Annotated in this window: 29 protein-coding genes; 9 read left to right on the forward strand and 20 right to left on the reverse strand. The window is 45.8% G+C overall.

Annotated features, from left to right (window positions below; translation table 11 throughout):
• Positions 1 to 26: 26 nt before the first annotated feature.
• The 8 genes from COPRO5265_RS00415 to COPRO5265_RS00450 are packed head-to-tail and all read right to left on the reverse strand — an operon-like array spanning position 27 to position 4,735.
• Positions 27 to 938, reverse strand: a complete 912-nt coding sequence (locus COPRO5265_RS00415; protein WP_012543617.1) for a diacylglycerol/lipid kinase family protein — start codon at positions 936 to 938, stop codon at positions 27 to 29.
• Positions 910 to 1,770, reverse strand: a complete 861-nt coding sequence (gene folE2 / locus COPRO5265_RS00420) for a GTP cyclohydrolase FolE2 (RefSeq protein ID WP_236608220.1) — start codon at positions 1,768 to 1,770, stop codon at positions 910 to 912. The genes COPRO5265_RS00415 and folE2 overlap by 29 nt, the downstream gene beginning before the upstream one ends.
• A complete protein-coding gene (gene queD, locus COPRO5265_RS00425; RefSeq protein ID WP_012543996.1) occupies positions 1,731 to 2,114 on the reverse strand; it encodes a 6-carboxytetrahydropterin synthase QueD in 384 nt (127 codons plus the stop codon). The genes folE2 and queD overlap by 40 nt, the downstream gene beginning before the upstream one ends.
• 53 nt (positions 2,115 to 2,167) lie before the next feature.
• A complete protein-coding gene (locus COPRO5265_RS00430) occupies positions 2,168 to 2,422 on the reverse strand; it encodes a hypothetical protein (protein ID WP_012544171.1) in 255 nt (84 codons plus the stop codon).
• A gap of 7 nt (positions 2,423 to 2,429) precedes the next feature.
• Complete coding sequence (locus COPRO5265_RS00435) at positions 2,430 to 2,870, reverse strand: RNA polymerase sigma factor (RefSeq protein WP_012544663.1); 441 nt, start codon at positions 2,868 to 2,870, stop codon at positions 2,430 to 2,432.
• On the reverse strand, positions 2,867 to 4,000 hold the full coding sequence (locus COPRO5265_RS00440; RefSeq protein WP_236608221.1) for a DUF4097 family beta strand repeat-containing protein: 1,134 nt from the start codon (positions 3,998 to 4,000) through the stop codon (positions 2,867 to 2,869). Before COPRO5265_RS00440 ends, COPRO5265_RS00435 begins: the two co-directional genes overlap by 4 nt.
• Positions 4,000 to 4,536, reverse strand: a complete 537-nt coding sequence (locus tag COPRO5265_RS00445; RefSeq protein ID WP_012544455.1) for a PspC domain-containing protein — start codon at positions 4,534 to 4,536, stop codon at positions 4,000 to 4,002. Before COPRO5265_RS00445 ends, COPRO5265_RS00440 begins: the two co-directional genes overlap by 1 nt.
• Positions 4,526 to 4,735: a PspC domain-containing protein gene (locus tag COPRO5265_RS00450; protein ID WP_012543603.1), complete on the reverse strand. Its 210-nt coding sequence runs from the start codon at positions 4,733 to 4,735 to the stop codon at positions 4,526 to 4,528. The genes COPRO5265_RS00445 and COPRO5265_RS00450 overlap by 11 nt, the downstream gene beginning before the upstream one ends.
• A gap of 104 nt (positions 4,736 to 4,839) precedes the next feature.
• Between COPRO5265_RS00450 and COPRO5265_RS00455 the strand changes: the two genes are divergently transcribed.
• Positions 4,840 to 5,196, forward strand: coding sequence for a hypothetical protein (locus COPRO5265_RS00455; RefSeq protein WP_012544905.1), 357 nt, complete (start codon positions 4,840 to 4,842; stop codon positions 5,194 to 5,196).
• On the opposite strand, the gene COPRO5265_RS07455 is transcribed toward COPRO5265_RS00455, so the two are convergent.
• From COPRO5265_RS07455 to COPRO5265_RS00470, 4 genes are read right to left on the reverse strand one after another with little or no spacing between them, the layout of a single operon-like run.
• On the reverse strand, positions 5,144 to 5,518 hold the full coding sequence (locus tag COPRO5265_RS07455) for a hypothetical protein (protein ID WP_012544002.1): 375 nt from the start codon (positions 5,516 to 5,518) through the stop codon (positions 5,144 to 5,146). The two genes, COPRO5265_RS00455 and COPRO5265_RS07455, sit on opposite strands and share 53 nt — an antisense overlap.
• Positions 5,519 to 5,540: 22 nt before the next feature.
• Positions 5,541 to 5,909, reverse strand: a complete 369-nt coding sequence (locus COPRO5265_RS00460) for a hypothetical protein (protein WP_012544751.1) — start codon at positions 5,907 to 5,909, stop codon at positions 5,541 to 5,543.
• Between the two features lie 27 nt (positions 5,910 to 5,936).
• Positions 5,937 to 6,305, reverse strand: coding sequence for a hypothetical protein (locus tag COPRO5265_RS00465; RefSeq protein ID WP_012544251.1), 369 nt, complete (start codon positions 6,303 to 6,305; stop codon positions 5,937 to 5,939).
• Between the two features lie 37 nt (positions 6,306 to 6,342).
• Entirely contained in the window at positions 6,343 to 6,597 is a 255-nt protein-coding gene (locus COPRO5265_RS00470; protein ID WP_012543787.1) for a DUF5671 domain-containing protein, read from the reverse strand.
• A 143-nt stretch (positions 6,598 to 6,740) separates the two neighbouring features.
• Between COPRO5265_RS00470 and COPRO5265_RS00475 the strand changes: the two genes are divergently transcribed.
• From COPRO5265_RS00475 to COPRO5265_RS00490, 4 genes are all read left to right on the forward strand, one after another.
• On the forward strand, positions 6,741 to 7,571 hold the full coding sequence (locus COPRO5265_RS00475) for a prepilin-type N-terminal cleavage/methylation domain-containing protein (protein ID WP_041735509.1): 831 nt from the start codon (positions 6,741 to 6,743) through the stop codon (positions 7,569 to 7,571).
• On the forward strand, positions 7,568 to 8,044 hold the full coding sequence (locus COPRO5265_RS00480) for a hypothetical protein (protein WP_012543966.1): 477 nt from the start codon (positions 7,568 to 7,570) through the stop codon (positions 8,042 to 8,044). The genes COPRO5265_RS00475 and COPRO5265_RS00480 overlap by 4 nt, the downstream gene beginning before the upstream one ends.
• 5 nt (positions 8,045 to 8,049) lie before the next feature.
• Positions 8,050 to 9,438, forward strand: coding sequence for a prepilin-type N-terminal cleavage/methylation domain-containing protein (locus COPRO5265_RS00485; protein WP_012544433.1), 1,389 nt, complete (start codon positions 8,050 to 8,052; stop codon positions 9,436 to 9,438).
• A gap of 113 nt (positions 9,439 to 9,551) precedes the next feature.
• Positions 9,552 to 9,974, forward strand: a complete 423-nt coding sequence (locus tag COPRO5265_RS00490; protein ID WP_012544803.1) for a chemotaxis protein CheW — start codon at positions 9,552 to 9,554, stop codon at positions 9,972 to 9,974.
• On the opposite strand, the gene COPRO5265_RS00495 is transcribed toward COPRO5265_RS00490, so the two are convergent.
• Together COPRO5265_RS00495 and nagZ are read right to left on the reverse strand one after the other, a co-directional pair.
• Positions 9,961 to 13,122, reverse strand: a complete 3,162-nt coding sequence (locus tag COPRO5265_RS00495; protein ID WP_012543812.1) for a diguanylate cyclase — start codon at positions 13,120 to 13,122, stop codon at positions 9,961 to 9,963. The genes COPRO5265_RS00490 and COPRO5265_RS00495 overlap by 14 nt on opposite strands.
• 92 nt (positions 13,123 to 13,214) lie before the next feature.
• A complete protein-coding gene (nagZ, locus tag COPRO5265_RS00500; RefSeq protein ID WP_143708069.1) occupies positions 13,215 to 14,477 on the reverse strand; it encodes a beta-N-acetylhexosaminidase in 1,263 nt (420 codons plus the stop codon).
• A 256-nt stretch (positions 14,478 to 14,733) separates the two neighbouring features.
• Between nagZ and guaB the strand changes: the two genes are divergently transcribed.
• Complete coding sequence (gene guaB, locus COPRO5265_RS00505; RefSeq protein ID WP_012543696.1) at positions 14,734 to 16,191, forward strand: IMP dehydrogenase; 1,458 nt, start codon at positions 14,734 to 14,736, stop codon at positions 16,189 to 16,191.
• A gap of 7 nt (positions 16,192 to 16,198) precedes the next feature.
• Complete coding sequence (gene guaA, locus COPRO5265_RS00510) at positions 16,199 to 17,734, forward strand: glutamine-hydrolyzing GMP synthase (RefSeq protein WP_012544374.1); 1,536 nt, start codon at positions 16,199 to 16,201, stop codon at positions 17,732 to 17,734.
• 542 nt (positions 17,735 to 18,276) lie between these two features.
• On the opposite strand, the gene COPRO5265_RS00515 is transcribed toward guaA, so the two are convergent.
• Genes COPRO5265_RS00515 through COPRO5265_RS00530 form a run of 4 tightly spaced genes read right to left on the reverse strand, consistent with a single transcriptional unit; the run spans position 18,277 to position 20,717 of the window.
• The gene (locus tag COPRO5265_RS00515) at positions 18,277 to 18,756 is read right to left on the reverse strand and encodes a ferritin family protein (RefSeq protein ID WP_012544013.1); all 480 of its coding nucleotides are present in this window, start codon (positions 18,754 to 18,756) and stop codon (positions 18,277 to 18,279) included.
• A gap of 6 nt (positions 18,757 to 18,762) precedes the next feature.
• On the reverse strand, positions 18,763 to 19,167 hold the full coding sequence (locus tag COPRO5265_RS00520) for a GNAT family N-acetyltransferase (RefSeq protein WP_012544563.1): 405 nt from the start codon (positions 19,165 to 19,167) through the stop codon (positions 18,763 to 18,765).
• Positions 19,168 to 19,174: 7 nt separating this feature from the next.
• Positions 19,175 to 20,233, reverse strand: a complete 1,059-nt coding sequence (locus COPRO5265_RS00525; RefSeq protein ID WP_012544204.1) for a hypothetical protein — start codon at positions 20,231 to 20,233, stop codon at positions 19,175 to 19,177.
• A complete protein-coding gene (locus COPRO5265_RS00530) occupies positions 20,220 to 20,717 on the reverse strand; it encodes a macro domain-containing protein (RefSeq protein WP_012544821.1) in 498 nt (165 codons plus the stop codon). Before COPRO5265_RS00530 ends, COPRO5265_RS00525 begins: the two co-directional genes overlap by 14 nt.
• Positions 20,718 to 20,738: 21 nt before the next feature.
• On the opposite strand from COPRO5265_RS00530, the gene COPRO5265_RS00535 reads away from it, so the two are divergent.
• Together COPRO5265_RS00535 and COPRO5265_RS00540 are read left to right on the forward strand one after the other, a co-directional pair.
• Complete coding sequence (locus tag COPRO5265_RS00535) at positions 20,739 to 21,110, forward strand: hypothetical protein (protein ID WP_012544500.1); 372 nt, start codon at positions 20,739 to 20,741, stop codon at positions 21,108 to 21,110.
• A gap of 219 nt (positions 21,111 to 21,329) precedes the next feature.
• Complete coding sequence (locus COPRO5265_RS00540) at positions 21,330 to 22,550, forward strand: hypothetical protein (protein WP_012544386.1); 1,221 nt, start codon at positions 21,330 to 21,332, stop codon at positions 22,548 to 22,550.
• Here the strand turns inward: COPRO5265_RS00540 and gatB are convergent.
• Positions 22,540 to 23,964: an Asp-tRNA(Asn)/Glu-tRNA(Gln) amidotransferase subunit GatB gene (gatB, locus tag COPRO5265_RS00545; protein ID WP_012543686.1), complete on the reverse strand. Its 1,425-nt coding sequence runs from the start codon at positions 23,962 to 23,964 to the stop codon at positions 22,540 to 22,542. The genes COPRO5265_RS00540 and gatB overlap by 11 nt on opposite strands.
• Entirely contained in the window at positions 23,961 to 25,355 is a 1,395-nt protein-coding gene (gene gatA / locus COPRO5265_RS00550; protein WP_012543556.1) for an Asp-tRNA(Asn)/Glu-tRNA(Gln) amidotransferase subunit GatA, read from the reverse strand. The genes gatB and gatA overlap by 4 nt, the downstream gene beginning before the upstream one ends.
• Position 25,356 lies beyond the last annotated feature (1 nt).

Genomic DNA, 25,356 nt, shown 5'->3' on the forward strand with positions numbered 1-25,356 from the left:
TGCAAATACACATACACACATATAATCTACGACGGCCAAAGAAAGGGCACCTTTTGGTGTAACAGTTCAATGTGTGCAGGTGTGAACCCTATAACTTCACCCTGTACGTAAACCAGCTCCTGGGTGTCGTTCACACTTAGCTCACGCGTTTTAATGTGCGTAACTTTCGGGTGCGGTAAGTGTGTACCTTTAAAGGCTTTTGGCAGCAGCTTCAAGGTTTCCCAGCGTGTTAGTTGTTCCACAAACAGCACATCCATGTAGCCGTCGTCAACAACTGCCATGGGCGCTATTTTTATGCCTCCTCCCACGTACTGACCAATCATGGCAAAGAGCATGTTGTAAAAGCCCTTGAATGAGCCTTCTGGCGTTTCCAGTTTAAGGTGAACCGGTTTGTTCAGCCTTATTTCGGTGACGACTGCAGCGGCATAGCTCCAAGCACCTTTCAATGCGCCCTTCATGTTGTTTACCCTGAAAGAGACTTTAGCCGGAAAGCCCACACCGAAATCATTTACAGAGTACCTGACGGCGGTTTTTCCTTCAAAGTCGCAGTAGGTGATGCGCATTAAGTCAATCAGTCTGGTTTGGCCCAGTTTTATGACGTCAACTTGCTTAGTTAAGTCCTTTGCAGTCCCAGCGCTTTTTAGAAAATCATTGCCTGTGCCAATACCCAAAGCACCCATGGGAACTGGGAAATCCAGCTGTACCAAACCATTAAGTACCTCATTTACGGTGCCGTCGCCACCAGCGCTCACCACAGCATCAACGCCGTTCTTTGCCAGCCTCACAGCAAGCTCGGTTGCCTGACCAGGAAACTCCGTAATCTCAACTAAGGTTTTGATGCCCGCTTCGTGGAGCATGGAAAGAACTTGTGGGAAGATCCGGCCTGCTTTACCCCTGCCGGCTGTGGGGTTAAGTACAATCCCTATGTTCTTGATCATTTGACCTTACTGATGACTCCGATACTTCCGCTCTTTTCTCTTTAATGGCAACGGCATTGTGCGGGTGTATGGACTCGTAGCTGACCACCTTTATACGAAAGCAAGGGGATAAAGGATCCAGTTTTAAGAACAGATCTTTGGCAATGTCTTCCACAAACTTTGGATTCAAATAGGCTTTTTCTGTGACGTATTTTTCATCAGGTCTCTTTAGCAGTGGATAAAGAGGTTGTGAAGCACTGCTTTCCACCAGTGCTATGACATCTTCAATCCACAGATCACCTTGCCAGCTAACCGTTACGTCCACACGTTGATTATGGGCACCAAACTCGCTTATGTCTCGAGAGCAGGGGCAAAGTGAGTGAACTGGCACAGTCACGGTGGAGGTTACCACGTAGCCTCTGGTGGAGTTTAGTTCTGCTTTGAAAGAAGCGTCCACATACATGACGGTTTCCAATTTTGTTACTGGGGTACTTTTCTTTATGGCGAAGGGAAATGCCACTTCAATCATGGCTTTCGTTGCTTTCAAGCGTTCTTTTATGTCCTCCAGAGTAACTCTAAGGCGTGTTTGAGAAATCTCTTCCAAATGTTGGTACAGCACTTCCATGAACCGCGACATGTGCGTTCCACGAAAAGAATGGGGAAAGTCCACACCAATGGAGAATGTCCCCACTGTGGGCTGCTTACCGCCTTCCTTGGTGCGCACTGTTATGGGCAGTCGCACATTCTCAATGCCTACATAATCCAGGGGTACGTTACGCGGGTCACGTTCGCTTTGCACATCACGCATACCAGCTAATCGCCTCTCGATGCATCTGCTTTTATCTCCACCCATGAAGTAGCCGTTTCAAAAAGCTTCACTGAGGTTAGCACCAAACCGAGCTTCTCTACATGCGGCTTAAGGGTTTCAAACACCCACATGGCAACAAGCTCTGTGCTGGGTTGTTCAAAATGGTCGTTTAGGTAAGAATGGTCAAGTTTGGAAAGCACTTCCTTGTTAACTAAGTCCTTTAGGTCACCAAAATCCATCAGCAAGCCGTTCTCAAGCTCATTAGGTGTGCCGCAAACGGTTACTTCCAAGCGGTAAGTATGGCCGTGCAGTGCTTCGCACTTGCCCTTGTAGTTTGTCAAATTGTGGGCGGCATCAAAGGTGAAAGCTTTGGTTACACAAACATTCATACGTTAGAAAGTATAACACAAAAGCAGGTTTCGTCCTTCTAAGTTACAGGCTTTTACAAGCCTAAAGCGGGTAAAAGCATGGAGGTGATAAACCTTGCCAGCCACTGCGGGAAGGTGAGTAGGTAGCTGTAGGGAGTGTACTGCAGCAGCAAAACAGCGCCTGCCGCGGACAGGAATAACCCTTTCATACCCACTTCATGAAGTAAGTAGTACCTCCTTATCTTCTTTTGAATGGGTTTCTTTTTCTTCTCCCATTCTTCGCTGTAATCTGCCACGCTTATTAAGTCGATAAAATCTAGGTCGTCCACGGTCTTTTTACACCTCCTTCCTTAGCTTCGCTTTGGCTCTATGGACAATGCTCTTTATGGTATTTTCCGGTTTCCCAATTAGCTCAGCCACTTCGTGGTAAGAAAGGCCTTCCTGGTACAGCAGCAAAAGTACGCTGCGTTCCTCTTCTTTCAGGCTCTGCAAAAGCAGATGCACATCTTCAAAGTGATCCTTTCCAGCCGAAAGCTCATATCCTTCTTCCTCGTCAATCAAGGGCATTCTACTTCTAAGTACGTCCATGGCCCAGTTGTGGGCGATCTTGAACAAATAACCTTTGGGCGAAGACCAATCGATGCTGGAGCGCATGGCTCTAATAAACACTTCTTGTACACCGTCTTCGGCTTCCACTTCAGAAAGCCCCAAACGGCGCATGTAAGCGTAAAGCCTTTTACCGTAAAGCTCGAATGCTCTTTCTACCTCGTTCATCATGGCAGTTGCCTTATGTCCACGTTACCCATTTTCATATCCAAATGCAGTTTCATGGTTCCATTATATCCTTGTGGGTCAGAATCATTGTTAAATCTACCAGCACCACCGACATTTTCTACTTCTACCTTTACACCTTGGGGCACTGTTAAGTTCAGATTGCCTGCAGAGGCTCTAACGGTGATCAAATCCACCACTGTGGAGGTGCTCACATTGATGTTTCCCGCCCTGCTGTCCACAGTGATGTCTTTAACATGCTCATTGAGTGCTAGGTTTATGTTTCCTGCGTAACTTCTTAAAATGATACTTTCAATCTGCGCGGCACTGTCAATGGTTATATCGCCCATCCGTGAATCTACTAGGATGGAGTTCATGGGCTGGGTTATTTCCACATACAGAGAACCATAGCTGGCTGCAATGTCCACGGATGCAACCTGTGAGCCCAAAAACAAAGCGCCATTGCCTTCGCGTCCGCTTTGGGGCGTTAGCTCGTAAACGCCGCTAGCAGTTTTTCTAAACACGTACTGGTATGTGCCAAAGCCATACTCTTTTGAGGGCTGCTGTCCCACATAAAGTGAGCCAAAATCCAAGTGAAATGACAGGGCAGAAGAGGTTTCTTCTTCCGCCCATGTCAGTGCCTCCAATGGGGTTGAGCGGAGGCCGTATATTTTCAGGGGGGCAGGGAAGGGGCGGTTACCTTTTCTTGCGGGGGTGTCATTGTAACCAGACCCTTGTTGTTGCTGCTGTTGCTGTTGTTGTCCCTGCCACTGAGGTTGGGGAGGTGTGAGCGTCTTAAAAATGTAAAATCCACCAATCACCACAGCCACACACAGCAGTGCGGCTACGATGTCTTTGGTCGGTGCAGGCATTAAGTACCTTACACCATAGGTAATGAGTAGCCCACCCAGTAGATACCAAGGATCGGGGAGGGCAGAGTGTGCTACATACTCTTGCAGGGGGCTATAAGGTAAAACATACAGTATCCAAAGAACTCCTCCAATCACCAAGATTAACCCAAATAGTTGTGCAGTGGACAGTCTAACCCTAAACAGACCCAGCAGTGATTGTACAAAAAGCACCAGTAACCAAACAAGAAAAATCACTGCAAAAAACTGGTTTACTGTCCAGCTCACTATTTATCCGCTCCTTTGCTCTGGCGCTGTGTTTGGTTGTGGCTTATTAGGAGGACAAGGCCAATAACAATGAGTAGAACAGGAAGTGCCAAAGCGCGGGCAAGCTCGAAGTATGGCATCATCCAACGGGGAATAGTAATGATGGCATAGGAAGACAAGTTCTTGAACAGAATGACAGCTCCCACCACAAGTAATATGGCACCGAAAACTACCTTACCACTGACATGCTGCTCAGCTCCAGGTTCTTCTGCGGTGCTGCTAGCATACTGGCTGTAAACGTCCTCCACATAGCCTTCTACGGACGTGCCGTCTAAAGTAGCTGAAACCTTTGGCTGCTCGGGAATGATGACCCAGCCAATTATGTAAAGAATGGTAAAAAACGTGAAATTTCCAAAGAACATGAGCAGTAAGTAAATAATGCGTAGAAGCACTACATCCACTTGGAGGTACTCAGCAAGGCCACCAAGTACGCCACCTATGATGCGGTTTTTCCTACTCCTGTAGAGCTTTTTACTGCCGCCGCTGTTATTGCCCATAGCTTTCTCCTTCTGGTTCTAAAGGTATGATGATCCAAGCAATGATGTAAAGCGCTACTAATAAAGGCAAAATCAGGGTGAGCGCTGCTGTAATTAGCCTTAGTAGGTTCGTATCAACATCCCAATTGAAGTAAGCTCTAAAGCCACCTATAACGCCGCCCAGAACTTTATCTGTCCTGCTGCGGTAAAGTTTTTTCAACTATGAACACCTCTCTTTCTATTCTTTGTTTACTACTTAATATACTTGGAAAGACACCTTTAGGTTGCACAATGTAAAAATGGACACTGGGGAGGTTGCATAAGATGAAATGGTGGGAAGTGGATTTTGAGCGCATTAAAGAAAGTGAAGAGTTTAAGAAACTTACTGGAGTGTGGCTGGAGCTAAAGTTAGGTTACTTAGTTTTTCACGTTCCAGTTAATTTGTTTTACCTGTCCTACGTGCTGGCAAAAAGTAGCGGCAAAGAACAGATTACATACACGTTGACAGGCGGTTTTGTGCTGCAGATTGCACTTTCAGATGTTGAAAGGGTACTGTCCCACATCGAAAAGGGTGAAAAACCTTTTTCTCTTAATTTGGTAATTGACGGTAAAAAGCGAGAAGTTGTTGCTACTCCAGTGAAAGTGCCACCTTCCAGTGATGCCAATACACTGGAATCATGATTAATAGATAGATTGCATTCCGACCCGCTATGGAATAGTTGTGGCGAAGAGCCACTTTTCTGTACTGAAGTTCCCTTTGTATTACAAATTCTTTCACCTCTTCCGGTGTGACACTACCCCCTCCAGCCGGTCCGTACTTTTCCCAAAGGAGCTGAGCCTTGGCATCCTCGTAGTTTATGCGGATAGGGCTCAGTGGAGGTTGTACTAAGATTCCAGACAGTTGTGAAACCAAGTTGCTGGCATAAAAGAGTACGAACATGAGCAGCACAAACGATGCCACATAGTAATAGACCTTCATTCCTGCTTTTTGTTTTTCCGTCATTGCACAGCTTCTCCTTGTCGAGCTACTCCAGTCTACGGGCTACTTTCCAGTGGTACCAAAATACGGGGAAGCACACTACCAAAGAAATCACATTTCTTGCAGCCCCCTGATACCAAGAATATATCTGGAATTGTCGGTTTTTCTCCCTCTGCTCCTTTACGAAAGCTTGAACCTCTTGTGGTGCTACTGTTGTGTTCTCTGTTACCCCGTATTTTTCCCAAAGTAGTTGCCCTTTAGCATCTTCATAGTCCCACTGCCCCAGAATAAGAGGTGGAGGTGCCACTATGCCAATGACTTGCCACACAAGGCCGTTTAGGCTGTAGAGCATCATCATGAGTAAAATGAATGACACCGTGTAGAAGTAAGCCTGTTTTACAGTAATCTGTTCCATGTCAAACAAGTCCTCTTCTGCACATGGTCATTCCAAAGTGCGAGCAATTTTCCAGTGATACCAGTAAAGAGGGACGATTACTGCCAAATAAAGTGCATTTTTTGCTACGACCTGCCAGTTGTAATAAAGCGTTAGCCTTTGGCTTTCCTTTTCTTTTTGATCTATGAAGGTTTGTACTTCCTCGGGCGTGACGGTCACGTTTTCAGTGGTGCCGTATTTTTCCCAAAGTAGCTGACGCTTTGCATCCTCGTAGTTCCACGTGCCAGCGGTCAGGGGAGGTAAAATGGTTATCTGAACTAACTGCCACAAGAGACTGCCCACATTAAAGAGAATTAGCAGAAGTAGCACCAGAGAAACGGCGTAAAAATAAACCTTTTTAGCTGTCCAGTTTTGCATGGATCAGGCCCCCTTCTTCAACACTGTGCAGTGTGGTCTATTCAAGTGAGCGTGCCACTTTCCAGTGGTACCAGAATACGGGGAAGCACACTGCCAGATAGACTATGTTTTCTCCCATCATTCTCCAGTTAGAATAAGTGTTGACTTTTCTGCTTTCGAGATCCAAGATCGGAGGTGGAACAATTATCTCGGAAAGCCTCCACACAATTTGGCCAACGTTGTAGATGATGAAGGCAAGAAGTATGAATGACAGGGCATAAAAATAAACCTTCTTCACAGTCCAGCCGTGCATATCAAGCCCCCTTCGGTAATTTCCAGTATTAATTATAGTGCATCTTTACATGAGTACTGTAGTTTTTTCTGAAAGAAGACTACTTAACAAAGTTGTACGGATGCTATCGAATAATTGTGAAAAATTAGTGGTATAATGTGCGCATGAAAGGGGATAAAAGTTTCAAGGGTATGACCCTCATAGAAGTGCTTATTAGTTTAGCACTTCTATCGGTGTTGATGGTTGTAGTGCTTTTCACAAGTACTTGGTTGTTCACCTTTGTAAAAAATCGGCTTATAGCCCTGCCTAATTATGTCATTGGCTTGTCAAGAGCTTATAGTGCCGTTTACCTTAACGCGCAGGACATCCAGCTGAGCGCCACCTACAGCGTTGACAAGAACCTTCCGTCTGTGACGCTGTACAAGAAGAGCGGTTCAGACCTGGTGTCCAATACTGTGAATTTCAAAGAATTGATACGTGCCGAGGCGTTGTCCACGGCTACAAGTGCCACGGTAACTTTGGAAGTTCAAACAGCTTCGGTGTCCATTCAGCAGCCAGCTGACAATAAATTCTTGCTGTTACTTTACCTCAGCATACCTTCTTCTGACGGCAGAAGGTTCGATAATACCGTGGTCATCAAAAAACTGGTGAATGCCGCGCCAGTGCCAGAGAGTTTTACGCGGAACGGCAATAACGTCATAGTCGACCTTTATTATCCTGCCTTGGGGTTTGGTGTTAGGCCTACGGGTTCTTCTGATTTGCAGCTGGTGACTGACACCAGTACTATTACAACGGTTATTGACAGCAGCGGAGTTCGTTCAACCGCCACGGCAATGCTCACAGGCACAACTACCAAACTGGGACCCAACGTTTATCAAGCGTTGTTCATAGAGTCAACTGCGACGCAACCTGAGTTTATCACGTTGCCACCACTTATTGGGGTCGATGGCACACCTTGTGAAGACGTTACTGTAAAGGTGGTGGCAAGCCCATGAAAAAAGGCATTGCACTGATAACAGTTTTAGCTTTTGTTCTCATACTTAGTTTACTCATGGTGCCTCTGTATGTGTCTGTTTTGGGGATGACCTCCACACTGCGCAGTATTCAGGTCTTGCCTGCTAAACACGAGGCTTTTGCTGCTGGACTCAATGTGGTCCGTGTGCTCATCGTAAATGCTCAAGATATGGAAACCAGTACTACTATTGAGCTTGCACAAGGCCCAATCGTAGTGACTGCTAGTTTAGCAAGATCTTTTGACAGTGATTTATCGCTTCAAGATGAGATAGATTGCGAAGGCACAGCAAGTCCTGTTGTGAAAATGAGAATGTGTAGTGCTGTTAACTACTGGGATGTCACAGTGCACTTTAAGGATAACTACGTGCTTACCGGAACAGCAGTGCAGTACGTGATGTTCCAGCCTGACAAGGATTATGTGTATTTACTGGATTTTAAGGAGAAAAGGGAGTGAGCGGCATGCGTAGAAAAATGAAAGGTTTCACCCTCTTGGAAGTGGTCATTGCTCTTGTCATAGTCGCCATTTTAGCTGCGGGTACATTACCTGCTTTGTCAAACATCAATAAGCAATCATTCCAAACAGAGATAGACCTTAACTTGCCCTCAGTTGGCCAAGCTGCTCTGAATGGCCAGAGTTCAGCCACAAGCCTTTATGCTGATTTGACTGATACTACCACAAGAAGTGTTTCTTTGCTTACTAACGAGCTTGTCAAACACAGTGCCACAGTCAGCAGTAAGGGTTACACCTATGCCATTGACACGCTCTATGCCGACGTGGGAGTGGGACTGGGAAGTCTGGGTGCTGGTTCACCATTTAAAGAAGGCGACACCGCCTCCCACGAGGACACTAGTACTACGCCGGTAATTATCACACCAACGACGACACATACTGAGCCTACGCTCGGAAGTGCGAATCTTCTTGACTGGGAAGTATGTTCTGACAAGGATAACCAAAATGAGGATGAGCATACCTATGGCCCTGGTTACGTGCAAGTTAATTCTAATGGTGACGGTTTTATTGACTATGGCCTTACTTTCCCAGTGCAATCTAGTGCATCGGATGACAACTATGTAATAGTTGCCATACCCGGGAACACTAAACTGCAAAAAAGCTGCGATAAAGATTGCAAGCATGTAGACTGGAGCTTTGTTGCTTTTCTTAATAAGACGACAACATCTTCCATTGAAAATAAAGTTTGCAAGCCCAAGAGTAATGAGAACGGAATCGCTAAGCTTCTTAGTACTAGTACTTCAATCCAAGAGACTGAATTGACTGCAACTGAAAGTGGGCAAGGGAATGGAGGCAGCTATTACTTCCCTAACGGGACTGCATCAACCGCAAGCATAATTTACAAGTACAAGTTTGTAGCTAAAATAGAAAAGAAACTATACTGGAGTATGCACTTTGTTATAAAGTTCATGGACGGTACACCTCTCCAAAACCAATGGGTTCGCATTTACATACCTAATAGTTCAGGAGAAGTCACAACTGAAATTCCTGCCGTTATCGGAGAGGAAACAGCCACCACTACCACCTATGGGCGTGCGAAAATTCCTGTATCTTATGACGCTCCAAGTGGGTTACTCGCTTGGGATTCCATAACCTTTGATTTGTCCGAAAACGCTTCAGTGACGGTTAAAGTCAAGACTGATTCCATGAGTGACAGCGAGGCTTACGTGTTCCACGCCACTGGCCCTGCGAGCCAAATTAAAATCAGCCTTAGGCAGTACAACTTGCCCCCTGAAGATTTGAGCATTACTTTCTATATAGCCCCTATCGACAATACAAAGCCCGCAACCGTAAACAATGTTCAGGTTTCCTATTGGACCGCTGCAACAAGCCCATGAGGCCATGAGGTAGCGAAGACTGAAGCGATGTTTTAGAATTTAAGTACGTGTGGCATCTGGCATATCGATAAATGCTTGCCAGCCGTACTTGGCTTTTGGGGAGGTGCTTTTAAGTGCGTTACATAACTTACGATTTGGGCGAAAGGGTTTATGCCAGTGAACTGCTTAGTGTGAAAGAGATCGTGCTAAAGGAGGAACTTAGATCCATACCAGGTGCTCAGCCTTGGCTGCTGGGTGTGATGGCCTTAAGGGGGCAACTTTTACCCGTAATTGATCTGGGTTTTAGGCTTCAAGGTAGGCCGAGCCAGGGTGACAAGGTACTGGTTTTGGATAGCGAGCGGCCTGTGGGCTTCTTGGTGGACGATGTGAGGAACATTGAAGATGTGGGAGAGCTAAAGCCACTTCCACTGGAGCTACCTGACAACGTGAAGCGTTTTTTAGTGGGTAGCTTCTTTCATGGTGGAGACATTGTGCTCGTGCTTGACCTTAAAAAAGTGCTCACTGAACAGGAGTTATCTGAGGTTACTGCTCCATAATGTGGTTTTTCTTTCTTGTTTTTGCCAAGTAGGTGCGCTGGTCTGCTAAGTCAACTAATTGTTCTACGGAGTTTACTTCAGAGACTGATGAGGCGCCAATACTGGCTGTGACTGGTTTTCCTAAAGATGTGATGCATGATGATATCTGATTGCTTAGCCGCCGAGATATGGTGGCAGCTTCTTCCTCGTCCGTGTCAGGCAAAATAACAAGGAACTCATCGCCTCCCCATCTTATGGCAACATCGGTTGCTCTGAGCGACGAACGTAACAGCTTTGAGAATTCCATGAGGACTTTGTCACCCATTTCGTGTCCAAAGGAATCATTCACCTGTTTGAAGCCGTCCAAATCTAAAAAGAGAATACTAAACTGTGGACCACCGCGCAGGTATAGTTCCCATTCTTCTGTTAGACGCTGGTTTCCATAGGTTCTGTTGAACAAACCAGTAAGAGAATCCTGCATTCCAAAGAGTTTTGTATTAAGCTCCTCAAGACTGTAACTAAGTAAATCAAGAACCTGCGGTGCCAGAGGATCGTTTAGTGTGCTGTACCACACCCTGATGTGAATTACAGAGCCCTTTTCTATGAAATTCTGACTTCTTTTCGCAATGCGGTGGTCGCCAACTTCCAGGTTCAGTGTTCCACTTTCAATTTTTGCAAAATAGTCATGGCCAAAATAAGATTGGAAGATGTAACTCAGTGCCCCTGCGAGCTGCTGCACGTTAGTAATCTCCTGCAAGTTTAGGTGCCAACTTAGCAAGCTGCTCCATTGGGACACAGCGGCAATGCTTTGGTAGGTTTTCTGCCAAAATGAAGTAAGCTGAGGGTAGTCCAGTGCACGAACCTCCTGGAGTATCCAATCTGCCATGGTTTTAAGCATGGTTTTATCAGTATTTTCACACACACTTTTAAAGATGACTATGCCCAAGTTGGACATGGAAAGACGTTCCCAGCGCCGCCACAATCTGAGCATGTAGCGAAAGGCGTTTGAGCAGTTATCAGGACTAATGGCAAGCATCTTCAAGGATTCGCCTAGTGGGGTTGAAGGAAGTTGTCCAAGCAACTGCGTGGGTATGGGATTCCAATGCACCATTAGCAGAACAGAAACCAATGCGGCAGTATCTATTCCTTCGTCCACATGCTCCATACAACGGCTAAGTAAGGAAGCAATGTCTCCCTTTTCTACTTCTCGTCCTTCAAGCAGTCTTAGGTAAGTCCACAAGATCTTTGTGTTCAGCTCTTCCACTTCTAAAGTTGCATTCTTTGACGCCAGAATGAGAAACCACTCAGCCAAATTGAAATCCAGTACGCTGATATAGTGCTCTGCCAGTGTCATGTAACCGCTGTGCCTGTATGTGGAGGACAGTAGAACTCTGGTAGTTTCTTCGAGTTCCCTGATGTATTTCTGCAGTGTTCCTCTGGACATGAATTCTTGCAGACTGGTAAGTAGCGTTTGCCAAAAGCCTTGTTGTCCTACACTGGATAGGGTGGGTATCAAATTTTCCAAGCTTTCCTTGCTTTCCAAAATGGTTTTTGTGCCACTAAGGATGGTTTTTATGGCAACCTCATTAATAACTGGTCTTGCAAAAATCTCCAAGCGTGGGGTTCCTTGAAGCACCTTAATAGACTCCTGATAGAGCTCAACGGCATCTTCATATTTCAAGGAGTATTCCAAGGAAACGCCTACAGCATTAAGAAAAGCGCCCCAGTGCAGTATGGGGACTCTTACGTGGCTCGAGGCTAATCTCACGTAGTAGTCGTACATTTTTCGAGGTTCGTTTATTGTGTCTATGATGTAAGGGGCTAAGTCTGATAGCATGCCAGGCCAGTAAAACGAACTCACGTTTTCAATGTGGTTTAAGAGAAAATCTCCAAGCTTGCGGGCTTCTTCGTCCATACCCAAAAGTACATATAGCCGCACCTTGTACGCCTGATCAAACAGCGTTGGAGACTTAATCTGCTCAAGTATGGAAAGAGCTTCCTTGTATTTTCCCTGCGAGTAATAAATGTTTGCTAGTTTGCGTTTTGCACCATTCAATTCTGGAAATAGCTCCAGTGCTTTCTCCAGAATGAAAGCTGCTTGAGGATAGCTGTATTCCTTTCTTGATGCCATGAGAAGCGCAAAAGCTTCACTACGCTTTTCCTTTCCATTAGCAAATAGATGTGCAATGCGTGTCCAGTATGTGGGCATGTTCAGTTTGCTTAATTCTTTTGCCCACCAAACATGGACATGATTTTTGTCAAGCCCGCTCATCTGCCAAACCGTATCTTTTACTTCAGGCGAAAGAAAGCGGTACTGCGGCTCTTCTTCAATGATGAGCGGAGAATCTAGTAACGAATACTCACTCTCAAGGATGATTTCTTCAACTATTCTTTTACTTAATGGGCTGAACCAAAGGTCACCTGCGCATAGATGGGCTAAGGCGCTAAACAGCTTTGGATTTTTCTCCTTTTCCATGGCCACAATTTGCTGCAAGCTCTCAGCGTGTTGTTCTTTGAGCAGCTGTGCATTGAACAGATTTCCCCTAGACATTTCCACGAGTTTCTGGGCATCTGAGTAGCTCAAATCATTCCAGACTTCTATGAACTGCTGTAGAGCATCTTCACGTTCATGCTCTGGGTCACGCATAGGAACCACAGGGTAGCCCAGCTCTTTGAAAACATCTGTGGAGGTAGATGTGGCAACAATTATTATACCTTCCTTTGGTAGTTCACGCAACACATATTTTACTGAGTCGTCCAGCTCGGTAGGATCCAGCTGGTCTAAAAGCAGAGCCTTTATGCGGAACTCCTCCAAAAGTGTGAGTGTGCTAAGCAGTATGTCTCTGTTTATGGCTTGAGTGTCCACCAAGTAATTTGGTTTTACCGCTAGTGAAACTGGTACTTCATCTGCGGAGATGTATCTTAAAAATGTTGACCACGACTTTTCATCTAGGCGAGTTGCTTGATCCCAGTTTGAAGAAAGTATGCTCCAATAGAGCTCTCCAAGGGGCATTCGAAACGAGTGTATGTGAATGTAGAAACTGCGCTCCAACCGTCGTCGCAAACCCTTTAACAGAAACGTTTTCCCACTGCCATGTTGTCCCCAGACGCCTAAGCGATTTCTTATGATGCTTCCTAAAACCTGACTAAGCTTTTCATCGTACCACATTTAACGATACCGTCCTTTTTATTATGCCCCTCTTGAATATATTAGCTCCATTTTTGTGATAAAAATAAATGGAGTTCACCCATCTTCGTTCTCTACGGAGCCACGCTTGCCTCTTTTGCGACGTCCGCATGTTCCTCTGTTCCCACTTCACTAAGAACTGCCGCGATGGAGGACGGTTCGTCTGTTAGATCGTAATGCCGTTTTAACATGGCTATACGCTTTATTGATTCATTGATGCGCTCTTCACTGATTTGACCAGTTTTAACTGCATGTACCAAAGCATTTATTGCTTGTTTTTGCTCGTCAAGACTGTGGCAAATAAGCACCATGTCAGCACCGGCTTGCACAGCCTTTATCGCAGCATCACCAACACTGTAGTGTTTGGTTATGGCTTCCATGTGCAAATCGTCGGTAATGACTACGCCTGAAAACCCAAGCTCGTTTCTTAGAATATCAGAGATAAACACTTCCGAGAGTGATGCCGGGAGGCCTGATGGATCTACATTCGCAAACTTTATGTGAGCTACCATGACCACACTTGCACCGTTCTGTATTGCCTTCTCGAAAGGCAAAAGTTCAAAGGAGCGAAGGTGAGGCAGTGTTGCGTTGGAAACTGGTAGTTCCTGATGTGAATCCACCGATGTATCACCGTGCCCCGGAAAATGTTTTACCACTGGTATGACGCCTGAGGAAGAGATGCCCTTCATGGTGGCAACTCCTAAAGTGGAAACCAAGTCGGGGTTACTTCCGAAAGAGCGGTCGCCAATCACTTTGTTTTGTGGGTTAGTAACCACATCAAGAACCGGCGCAAAATCCATGTTGAAACCGTAAGCCTTCATTTCTGTACCTAGAATGCTTCCTATTTGGTAGCTCAGTGTAGCCGAGTTCCTTTTACCTATGATTAGATTGGAAGGGAACTTTGTTGCTCTGGAGGGTAAACGAGAAATGCGGCCTCCCTCTTGATCTGTAGATATGAGAATAGGTAACTTATTGCCTTCATTTAGAGCTTTTATGCCGTTCAGTAGTGCGAGAAGTTGTTTGTCGTCTTGTATGTTTTCCGAAAAAAGAATAACGCCACCTACGTGGTAGTCATGTACAAGCGTGATGAGGTCAGCAGATACGTTCGTGCCCGTGAAACTGACAATGAACATTTGGCCAATTTTCTCCTGCAAATCCATATTCGCAATGATGGAATCAATAACATCGTTCTGAGTGTTTTGGTTTACCGCCGTTGTTGGAGTAACGTCCGTACCAGATTGAGTTGGCGTCAACACACCTATAGATGTGCTTTGATTATCGTTTTGCTCAGCGTTTGAACTTGTGGAGGTGTTAGTGTTTTCCCAAGCGTACGGCATGGAACCCCAGTTCAAACCGGCCCAAAACGCCCCAGTGAAAATGAGAATGACAGCAATTATAGCAAAGACATGAGGGATGGCATTACTTCTCTTTTTACTTCTTCTGCGTAGGTTTATGCAATTTTCTTCCTTTCTTCAACACTTCTACTGATGTGTTTAATTCTAACTCATTGAGTTTGTTTTGCGCTCAACAGTTCTCTTGTTTGTTCAAGCTCTGCTACTGTATAATATATGGAAACCCCTTGGAGGTGAATTTATGCCTTCATCATATTACGAAGAGTCGTTAACATTCGACGATGTGCTGCTGGTGCCCCAGTATTCTGAGGTTTTGCCTAAAGATGTGGACATCAGCACAAAGCTTACTAAGGACGTAACACTAAACATTCCACTTATTAGTGCTGCCATGGACACAGTTACTGAAGCTCGCTTGGCCATCGCTTTAGCACGTGAGGGCGGTATTGGTATTATCCACAAGAACATGAGCATTGACCGTCAAGCCGAAGAGGTGGACAAGGTAAAACGGTCTGAGTTTGGCATCATCTACAAACCTGTGGTTTTGGGTCCCAAAGCAACTTTGGCGGATGCTCTTGCGCTCATGGAGCATTACCACATTTCTGGCATCCCCATAACGGTGGAAGGCAAATTGGTAGGTATTATTACGAACCGTGACATACGGTTTGAAGATGATTTTACTCAGCTCATTGAAGATGTGATGACCAAGAAGAATTTGGTGACCGCTCCCGTTGGGACGTCTTTGGAAGAGGCTCGCCAAATACTAAAGGCACACAAAATTGAGAAACTTCCATTGGTGGACGAAGAGGGCTATTTAAAGGGACTTATTACCATTAAGGACTTGGAAAAGAGAAGCCAGTATCCAAATGCAGCCAAAGACAGTAAAGGCAGATTGCTCGTAGGTGCTGCTTTGGGCGTGGGTAAAGAGATGATGGACCGTGCTAAGGCCTTGGCGGATGCGGATGTGGACGTGCTTGTAGTAGATTCTGCGCACGGAAACAGCAAGAACGTTGTGGAAGCAGTAAAGAAGGTAAAGAACAAGTTCCCCCATGTGGCCGTGGTGGCTGGTAATGTAGCTACGCCTGATGGTGTGAGGAATTTGGTGGAAGCTGGTGCCGACTGCGTAAAAATTGGCATCGGACCTGGGTCCATATGCACCACGCGTGTGATTGCGGGTATTGGTGTGCCTCAGCTCAGTGCTGTTTTGAAATGTGCTGAGGAAGGCGCAAAGCTGGGTGTACCCGTCATTGCCGACGGTGGTATTAGGTTCTCTGGTGACATTGTAAAGGCGTTGGCTGCTGGAGCATACACGGTCATGATAGGCAGTTTGTTTGCCGGTACTGAAGAAAGCCCCGGTGAAAAAGAGATTTATCAAGGCCGTATTTACAAAACATATCGTGGCATGGGTTCTTTGGCTGCCATGAAACAAGGCTCTGCTGACCGTTACAGCCAAGAAGATGCTTCCAAGTTCGTTCCTGAAGGGGTGGAAGGGCGTGTGCCCTACAAGGGTTCCGTTCACGATGTGGTTTTTCAGCTCTGCGGTGGCATTCGTTCAGGTATGGGCTATGTGGGAGCAGTCAGTATTGAAGACCTTCAGAAGAAGGCAAAATTCGTGAAGATTACTAACGCAGGCTTAAGAGAAAGCCACCCTCACGACGTGCAAATCACCAGAGAATCTCCTAACTACACACTGGAGGAATAACGTTGCCATGAAACGAGAAGGAGTAGCTGTTATTGATTTTGGAGGGCAGTATGCGCACCTGATAAGTCGGCGCATCAGGGATTTAGGTGTTTACGCAGAGATTGTTCCTTATTGGCGGTGGCAGGAAGTACTTGACGACCCCTTGGTGAAAGCCGTTGTGCTTTCTGGAGGTCCTGCCTCAGTTTATGACGAAAACGCACCTCAGTTGCCAGTTGAGTTTTTCAGCAACGTTACCAAGCCAGTGCTAGGCATCTGCTACGGTGCCCAGCTCATGGCACATTTGCTCGGTGGCAAGGTAGGCCCTGCCCCTGGTGGTGAATACGGTAGAACCAAACTTGTTGTAAAAAACTCTGAGCCACTTTTCACTGGCACTCCAACTGCGCAGGATGTGTGGATGAGCCACGGAGACCAAGTAGTGGAGCTGCCCAGCGGGTTTGAAGTAAGTGCAAGCACGGAGCATTGCCGTTTAGCAGCATTTCAAAAGGAGCCTTTGTTTTTTGCTGTGCAGTTTCACCCTGAGGTGGCTCATACGCAGTTTGGGAATGCCCTATTAAAGAACTTTGTCTTTGGTGTGGCCAAGGCTGAAGTGAACTGGAACATAACAGACTATGTCAGTGAAGCCATAAGGGAGATTAGGGAAACTGTGGGAGAAAACGGCATGGTACTTGGCGCGCTCAGTGGCGGTGTGGACTCCGCTGTTGCGGCAGTGCTCACCCACAGGGCACTGGGCTGCGGTAGACTACAGTGCCTCTACATTGATACTGGGCTGCAGCGTGCTGAAGATGAAGCACACGTTAGAAATTTGAGTAAACACCTGGGCTTAAAGATAAAAGTGGTGGATGCAAAGGAGCGATTCTTAAAAGCCTTAGAAGGCGTTATCGACCCTGAGCAAAAGAGAAAAATCATAGGAAATCTGTTCATTCAAGTGTTTGAAGAAGAAGCTCGAAACTTGGGGCATTTCGATTTCCTGCTCCAGGGGACCCTTTATCCCGATGTGATAGAGAGCGGAGAAGGCAGTGCCAGTGTCATAAAATCCCATCATAATGTTGGCGGTTTGCCCCAGAGTTTGGGACTGAAGCTGCTAGAGCCTTTAAGGTGGCTTTATAAGGATGAGGTTAGGAACATGGGAAGGTGGCTTGGCATTCCTGAGGACTTTCTGATGCGCCACCCATTTCCTGGTCCAGGGCTGGCTGTACGTACTATAGGCCCTGTGAAGGAAGAGTACTTAGACATTTTGCGTAGAGCTCACAGCGTTTTAGAGCGTGTGCTTAAAGAGGAAGGCGTCTACAATGAACTTTGGCAGGCATTTCCGGTGTTCACGGGTGTGAAAAGTGTGGGTGTAAAAGGTGATGCGCGCCATTACGGATGGGTACTTGCTGTTAGAATGGTGCAAAGTGTGGATGCCATGACGGCTGACTGGTACAAAGCTCCACCCGAGCTTTTAGACAAGATCGCCAGTTCGCTTATTAGCGAAATTCCAGAGATTTCCAGGGTAGTTTATGACATCACTTCAAAGCCACCTGGAACCATTGAATGGGAATAGGACACGTTATGACAACGTAGAAAAGGGAGCAGCGGTGCAGAAAGCGCCGCTGCTTTTTTACTAATAAGATGTATAAAAAAGCTAATTTGCGATAAATCAAACCAGGCTCTTGTGGGAAGCAAGTTTTTTCTCCCTCGAACGTGACGTGCTCTTCATGGGTAACGAAGCTCCTGTGAAAGCAAAATCGCGGTGAGCTCGTGTAATGGTTCTTAGGGCAGACTAAAGTAAAACACTCCACGCACGCTTTAGTAGGCTCCCTAAACGCTTATATGCTTGCCTAGAGCGTTGTTAACCATACAGCGGCTTCCTACAGAGTGGTTCCTTGTTAGCTTTTGCAGTAATGTTTCATTTGGTTGAACATTCTTTATGGCTCAAAAACATGTCCCTAAGAAACGTGGATTTATCAGACCCATTTTTGCTCAGAACGGCCTATTTCTCATCTTTTTGACGTGTTTATAACGTACATGTTCCAGAACGGGTTTTTCTCAGAATCATAGCTCATCTGCTATGTTGAAGTTCGCCCTGTGCACTGCGATGAGAGGTTACAACATTAGCGGACCAGATAAGTCCTCTTTAAGTCTTAGGTAACGCTTTAGCATGAGCTGCATATGGCTTTTTTCCATGTCCGCAAGGTCACTGAAGGTTTTACTAAGCTCCTCATCGTCGGCGAACTTTTTTGCCATGTCGCTGTAAAACTCGGCAGAGGTGAGCTCAGTAAGATAAGCAGTGGAGGCGATGCGCAGTACATTGTACACATCTTTGAACTCGTCAGCCTTAACTTTTAACGCGGGTTCCACAGTGACGTTGGGGTTTCTCTGGAATTTTTCACTGAATCGGCTTTCATAAATGTTTGTTAGTTGGTCGCGGTGCTGTGCCTCCCAGTCTGCAAGCTCTTGCAGTTCTTTCTTGGCTGCCGGATCGTTAGTATTAATTGACCATTCTAAGTAAAACTCGTTAGCCTCAATTTCGGCGTGGATGGCATAACTAAGAGCTTCCTTCGCAGTCATTTCTTTGTTTTCCATGCTAACTTACACCCCTTTCCTCCAAAAACTACTAAAGGTATTATAACCAAATTCATGTAAATCCAAACTTTCGCAATAAAGTTCTATTTCTGATGCCCCCATGTTTTTCACCGTTTGTTCACATGTATCAAGGAGCACTTGCAAGGCTTCTCTGTCCGAAGGTTCTTTTAGTACGAGATCTTTTATTTCTGCAGTAATGGTTTGTGTGACTGCGGAGTGCTTTAGCCAAAGTAGGGCAAATGCAACCAGTGCACCTTCTTTTTCAACAACGACTACTCGGGTGTAAGGCACCCTGACATAGTTAAGCAGGCTTTGAATAAAAGATGTTCTTCTGTTGGGCGGATAAGGAGCCCATTGGGCGAGATCAACCACATCGTCTTCACTGGCTCTGCGCCCTTCGTACTTTGACATGAATGGTTCACCACACCTTCTTTGTCATTTCCGTAAAATCCAATATGTCCAAGTGTGTTTCTAAATTCTTTATGCGTGAGCTCATTTTCAGATTGAAGCACTGCGGATTAGCCACGTAAATGTGGTTTTTATCCATGAGTTCGCTTAAGCTTTGAGTTGCTGATGCCACTGTTGGATCGTTAAGGAGCACAGCTAACCCCAGCTTGAATGCTTCTTCGCTTGGATAATCCAGCTGCCATGGATACAAGCTAACTTTGCCCTCAGGTGGCCTTTGAGGCGGTACATAAAACACCGTTGGTGTAAGTATTTGCACACCGCTAAGGTCCACCAGGGGAAGGTGAAGGCATCCTAAGGTACTGGAAACAGTGGGCAAAACAGTGGAGGAAACAGCGTAATCAAAAGTTCCAGTGAAATTTCCAGTACCGCTCTCGAGCCATGCTATGTCTGCTTTTTCGGGTTCGTTAGTAAAGATGATCTGCGTTTGCCCCCTAAAGAGAACACCGCCTTCATACGTTGTATTTGTTGTCACGGACATGGAGAAAACTGGGTCAACTAGTAAAAGCGGAAGATTCAGTGGAAATGCTGTGACCACACGTAAGGTGCTCGGTGTTTCTGCTACGAGTCCCCTAAAAGGGCCCGTGTTGTTTTTGTAACTTTGCCCACCTTCAATGTAGTAAAAGAGCTTACCAACTACGGTAGGATCACCATTTTTAAGTGTTTCACTCCAAACGCTTATGATTTGGGTTGCAGTAATGATGTCTGATTTAAGACTGATGGTCCAGTGTATGTTGTCGGTGGAAGTTGCACTGAGGGCTAAATCGGGGACTGCTTGTTCTTCCCAGCTCGCGTCATTTGCGCTAGGTTTGCCGTATTTAAACAGTGTTCTTCTTGTGTTATATAGCACAGTTCTATCTGCTGGGGTTATTGCAGTCCAAGGGACAATGGTGGCACTGGGCACTTCTGGCAAAAATACATAAACAACTTTACTGCTTTCTACACGCTGCCAGTAAAAATAACCACCACCCAATAGCAGAACAACTATTAGTACCAAGCTAATCCAGCGCACTGATAAGCTCCATCAGAAAGGTTTTGTCGAAAGCTGAGACCACGATGTTTAGGGGCTCATCTTTCAAGCGCTTGAATACATTTGCATAAACCTGTGCCAGTGCCCTTGGCTCAAGTCCCCCTACGCCCATACCTAATGCAGGCACTGCCACGCTTGTTACACCTAGATCGACGGCTTTCTTAATGGCTTTTGCTAATGCTTCACCTGCGGAATCATAATCGGCAGGTTCAGCAGGGTACATCATGGTTACAGCGTGAATGACGTATTTCCACCTACTCCCGCCAGTGGTTACGTAAACCTGCCCAGGCTTAAACGGACCTTCTTCTTGACAGCGCTTTATGGCTTCTTGTTCAATTTCATGCCCGCCTACCTTTTTAATGGCGTATGCAACGCCACCTCCCATGGGCCCTATACCGTTTGCTGCGTTCACCACGGCATCTACGTCCAGGGTAGTTAAATCCCCCTTAAAAAGAAACACCTTCATAGTGGTATTATAGTATAGAACATGGGTATTTCCTATGCAGAGGTGCTAATAGCATTAGTTCTGACTCTGTTAGCGGGTCTACTTCTGCTTGGCGCCAGCGGGGATGCCCAAACCATACATACTTATGTGAAGGAAAGGAATGTGGCTTCCAGCATAATGTACGAGCAACTTTACAATGCACCTTGGTACTCTGAGACAGCTACAAGTTTCGTGGTTCACAGTGGTAACGTGGACTACGGCGTTACTAGAAGCGTGTCGTTGGGCTGTTCCAGTTTTGGTGCTTCAGCACAGCAAATTCCTAATTGTGAAAGTAACTTCAAAGAAACTACGGTAACGGTGCATTGGAAAGATTATTCCATAACAGGAACAAGGGTTTCCCGGCTTTTACCTTAATTGAGCTGCTTTTGGCTTTATCAGCCTCCAGCTTTCTGTTGTTGCTACTCTTTAGTTACATAAACGTCGCTTCCCTGCAGTTAAACAAGGCAGGAAAAACCATAAATAATCCTACACCATTGCATACTTTGCTTACTGAGCAACGTACACCACTAGAAAGGCAAATCTTTGGTCCTCAAAGATTTGTTTATGATGCAACGCCAAATCAAAGGGTGGACTATGAATGGGAAATACTTACCCGGTAGTGCTGTTTTGTTTTCTGTGATGCTCGTATGCAGCATGGTGCTTGTCACCTTAAGCGCTTCAGCATTTAGCGTAGTTCACGAAAGGATGCTTGAGGAAAAAGCCTTGGCGCGGCTGCGTATAGAGGAATGCTTGGACGTAGCTGAACATATGTACAACACTAAAAATGGTGAGAAACTTAGCTTTTTCAATGGCTGCAGCTTTCTGTGGTCTGAAGAAGCAGTAGCAGTCCAGTATGAGGACATGGAACGGACTTTCCCAGTGGAATGGGTACCATCTTTTGTAGTAAATGCCAGCTCCACTTTCTCTATGGATTATGGTAGTCGCTTGTTGGGGGATGTGGCAGCTGAAAAATTTTACTTCTATGGCTCGTCAAAACTTCTGTCCTGCGGCAGGCCTTGTTGGACTGAATCGTTGTGGCAACCAGCTATTGATGAGGGGAACATGTATGTTTCCTCTACGCGCAGAACTATAGTGTTTGTGGGCTGGAGGGGCATGAAAACCACCTACGAAAAAGATTCTTTTTATTATGCTGGCGAAGGGACAAAAACTGGAGCCCCTGGTTACGAATACAGTAATTTGATGTTTCAGACTAGTTCACATTGTTACTACACCAGTTATGACCACTGCGTTGAGGGAAAGGGCATTAAAATCACGCAATTTGATGATGGGATGAAACAGTTGCTACCAAGTGTTGTGCTTTGGAAAAGAATACCGGAGGCGAAGCCAGTGGAGCAGTTTCAAAAGATATATAACTGCACGGGTAGTGCGATTGTTGTTGGTGATGGAAAGGCTTTGACTTTGCAAACGTCAACGTTAACTTTAGTTTATGAGCAGGATCTAAAGGTAATCAGTGGCACTCAAACAGCCACTGTGCCATTTTTAAACTCTTTCTTCCAAGAGTGTAACGTTGAGGTTGGCAGTGGTTATTATGGTGAACTGCTTTTAGGTGCAAAGAACGTTGCAGTGAAGGACAGTCAGATTAACCGTTTAAACGTGCAAAGCGAAAAATACATAACTGTAAATGGGAGCAACTTAGACAACGTAACACTGAGCGGCGAGGAAGTGGAACTTAGCGACTCTCAGTTTAGTGGCCAGATATCTGCTAAAGTGGTACGGGCTAAAGGCAGTAGCATACTAAGGAGGGCCTTGCAGAACGAAGGAAGCCCTCCTTTACTGGTAAGAATTATTCACTAAGCTTTGTTAAGCGTTCTTCAAGGAGTTTCCTTGTTTCACCAGGATCGGCTGTGCCTTTAGTTTTCTTCATAACCTGCCCTAGGAGAAAACTGACCACGTTCACATTTCCTTTCTTGTACTTTTCTACGGCGTCAGGATTTTGCTCTAGCACTTCGGAAATTACTTGTTCTAAGTCTAGGTCTTTCTTGCCCAAGAGCTGATGCTCCTGAGCGTACTTTATCGGGTCGATGTCGCGGGCAGCTTGCCAGAGAAGGTCCTTGGCTACGGCTGCTGTGATTTCTCCTCTTTGCTGCAGATTTAGAATGGCACTTATGTAACTCTGGTTTATTTCATTCCAGCCTTTGCCAACTTCACTCAATATGTTGGGCAAGTCAATGGTGATTATCCGCGTTAGTAGTTTTGTATCAAAGCCCTCTTTTGCAAATGTCGCATACATTAGGTACTGGTCTTTGTTTAATGCCAACGTGCGCGCTTCACTTTCTTTTCCTATCCACTGCAAAGCATTCTTGTAAGCTTCTAAGAAGCTACCCGAGTACTTGTCTGCTTCTTCAAAAAGATCACTGGTGAGCACCAGTGGTGGCAAGTCTGGTTCAGGGAAATACCTGTAGTCTTCTGAGGTTTGTTTGGTACGCATAGGAGGAGTTTGATTTGTCTTTTCGTCGAAAGCCAGGGTTTCCTGTGGTATGATCTCTCCTCTTTTGTAGGCATCCACATGCCGATTGTACTCATAGCTTAGTGCCTGCCTGATGGCTCTGATGCTGTTAAGGTTCTTAATTTCTACCCGAGTGCCTTCCTTTCCGTCCAGTTCCACAGACACATTCACGTCGCACCGTAGTTGACCCAGCTCCATCTGGGCGTTGCTTATGCCCAGATACCTCAAGGTGGCTTGCAGTTCTTCCACAAAAAGGGCTGCTTCTTCAGGGGATTCGAAAACCGGGTCTGTGACTATTTCAATAAGCGGTATGCCAGAGCGATTGAAGTCAAGCAAAGTCTCCTCTGCACCTGAAAGCCTACCGGTGCTGCTCACATGCACACTCTTAGCGGCATCTTCCTCAAGGTGAATGCGTTTTATGGGGATTTTTTTACCTGTGGAGAGCTCAAGATAGGCGTTTTCTATGATGGGTACGTCACCTTGTGTTATTTGATACCCCTTGGGTAAATCGGGGTAAAAATAGTTTTTTCTGTGAAAGCGAGAAATATTATTAATGTGGCCGTGGAGGGCTTTGCCCAAGGCAATTGCCATGACAACGGCTTCACGGTTTAGCACAGGTAGGGTTCCTGGATATCCAAGGCATACGGGACATACACGGGTATTAGGAATGTCTGGTCCCTCGGTAGGGCAACTGCAGAACATTTTTGTTTTTGTATTAAGCTGAACGTGTATTTCCAACCCTGCTACGAACTTGAAATTCATATGCTTTTCACCCCCAGCTCTCTTATAAAACTAAGAAGTTTGTAGTCTTGTCCGAAGGGCGCAATAAACTGCAAGCCCACTGGTAAGGGTTCGCCTGTAGCTTTAAATGGTACACTAACTGCAGGTAAGTAAGCCAAGTTTGCTGGCGTGGTAAAGAGGTCTGCTTTGTATAGTTGTAATGGATCTTTTACTTCACCCAACTTGAAAGGCAGAGTGGGGGTGGTTGGAGTAAGTAGAAAGTCCACGTCTTTGAATGCTTGCGCGAATTCCAATACAAGCCAGCGCCGTAGGTAATTTGCCTTTTCATAAAGTGCGTCCTTAAAACCTGCTGACAAGGCAAAAGAACCCAGTAGTATGCGGCGTTTTACTTCTTCTCCTAGTAGATTACGTGTTTCCCTTACTGTGTCCCAGTAAGTTTCTTCTTCCACCATGGTTCCATACCTTACACCGTCATAGCGGGCAAGATTGGAGGAAGCTTCAGCAGGTGCAATGAAGTAATAAGCAGCAAGAGCTTCTTCCCAATGCGGAATAGAGACCTCCACCACGTCAAAGTCCTTAGAGAGTTGTTTCACGAATAATTCATAACCTTCTTTGACCTGTGGGTCCACTGCACTAATATCAATTTCCTTTACTAAGCCGATCCGCCTTACCTCGCTTGCCTTGGGAGAAAAGTCCATGAAAACATCTGTGGTTGTGCTGTCCAAGTGGTCTTTCCCAAAGAGGACAAAAGAGGTAAGAAGGACATCTTCAGGGGTTTTTGCCAGTATACCTATTTGATCCAATGATGATGCAAAGGCAACTAAACCGTACCTGGAGATGGCACCGTAACTGGGCTTGAATCCAATAATACCGGTGAAAGCAGCAGGCTGTCTTACTGAGCCGCCAGTGTCAGACCCCAAAGCCACCATGCACATGTCCGCTGCTACTGCTGCTGCAGAACCGCCAGAAGAACCGCCAGGCGACCTTGAAAGATCTAAGGGGTTTTTGGTAGGTCCAAAAGCCGAGTTTTCGCTTGAGCTGCCCATGGCAAACTCATCTAGGTTAGTTTTACCTACAATGATGGCTCCAGATTCTTTTAATTTCTTGACCACCGTCGCATCATAGGGGGCTACAAAATCTTGAAGAACTTTGCTCGCACACGTGCATGGCATGCTGCTTACGCAAATATTATCCTTTACTGCTACCGGTATACCCTGCAGGGGTCTTCTAACCCCTTTTTCCCAAGCCTTGTCTGCCTCCTCAGCCTCTCGTATAAGCTCGGAAGGGTGCTTCAAATAAAGGAAAGCATGTAGTTCTTTGTCTTGTTCCAGTTTTTCGATGGTTTTCTGCATTAAGCCTTTAAAAGTAATCTCGCCGTTTTGTCTTTTGGTGAAAACTTCTTTTATGTTCATA

Origin of the sequence: Coprothermobacter proteolyticus DSM 5265 (genome assembly GCF_000020945.1) — a bacterium.
GTDB classification, from domain to species: domain Bacteria; phylum Coprothermobacterota; class Coprothermobacteria; order Coprothermobacterales; family Coprothermobacteraceae; genus Coprothermobacter; species Coprothermobacter proteolyticus.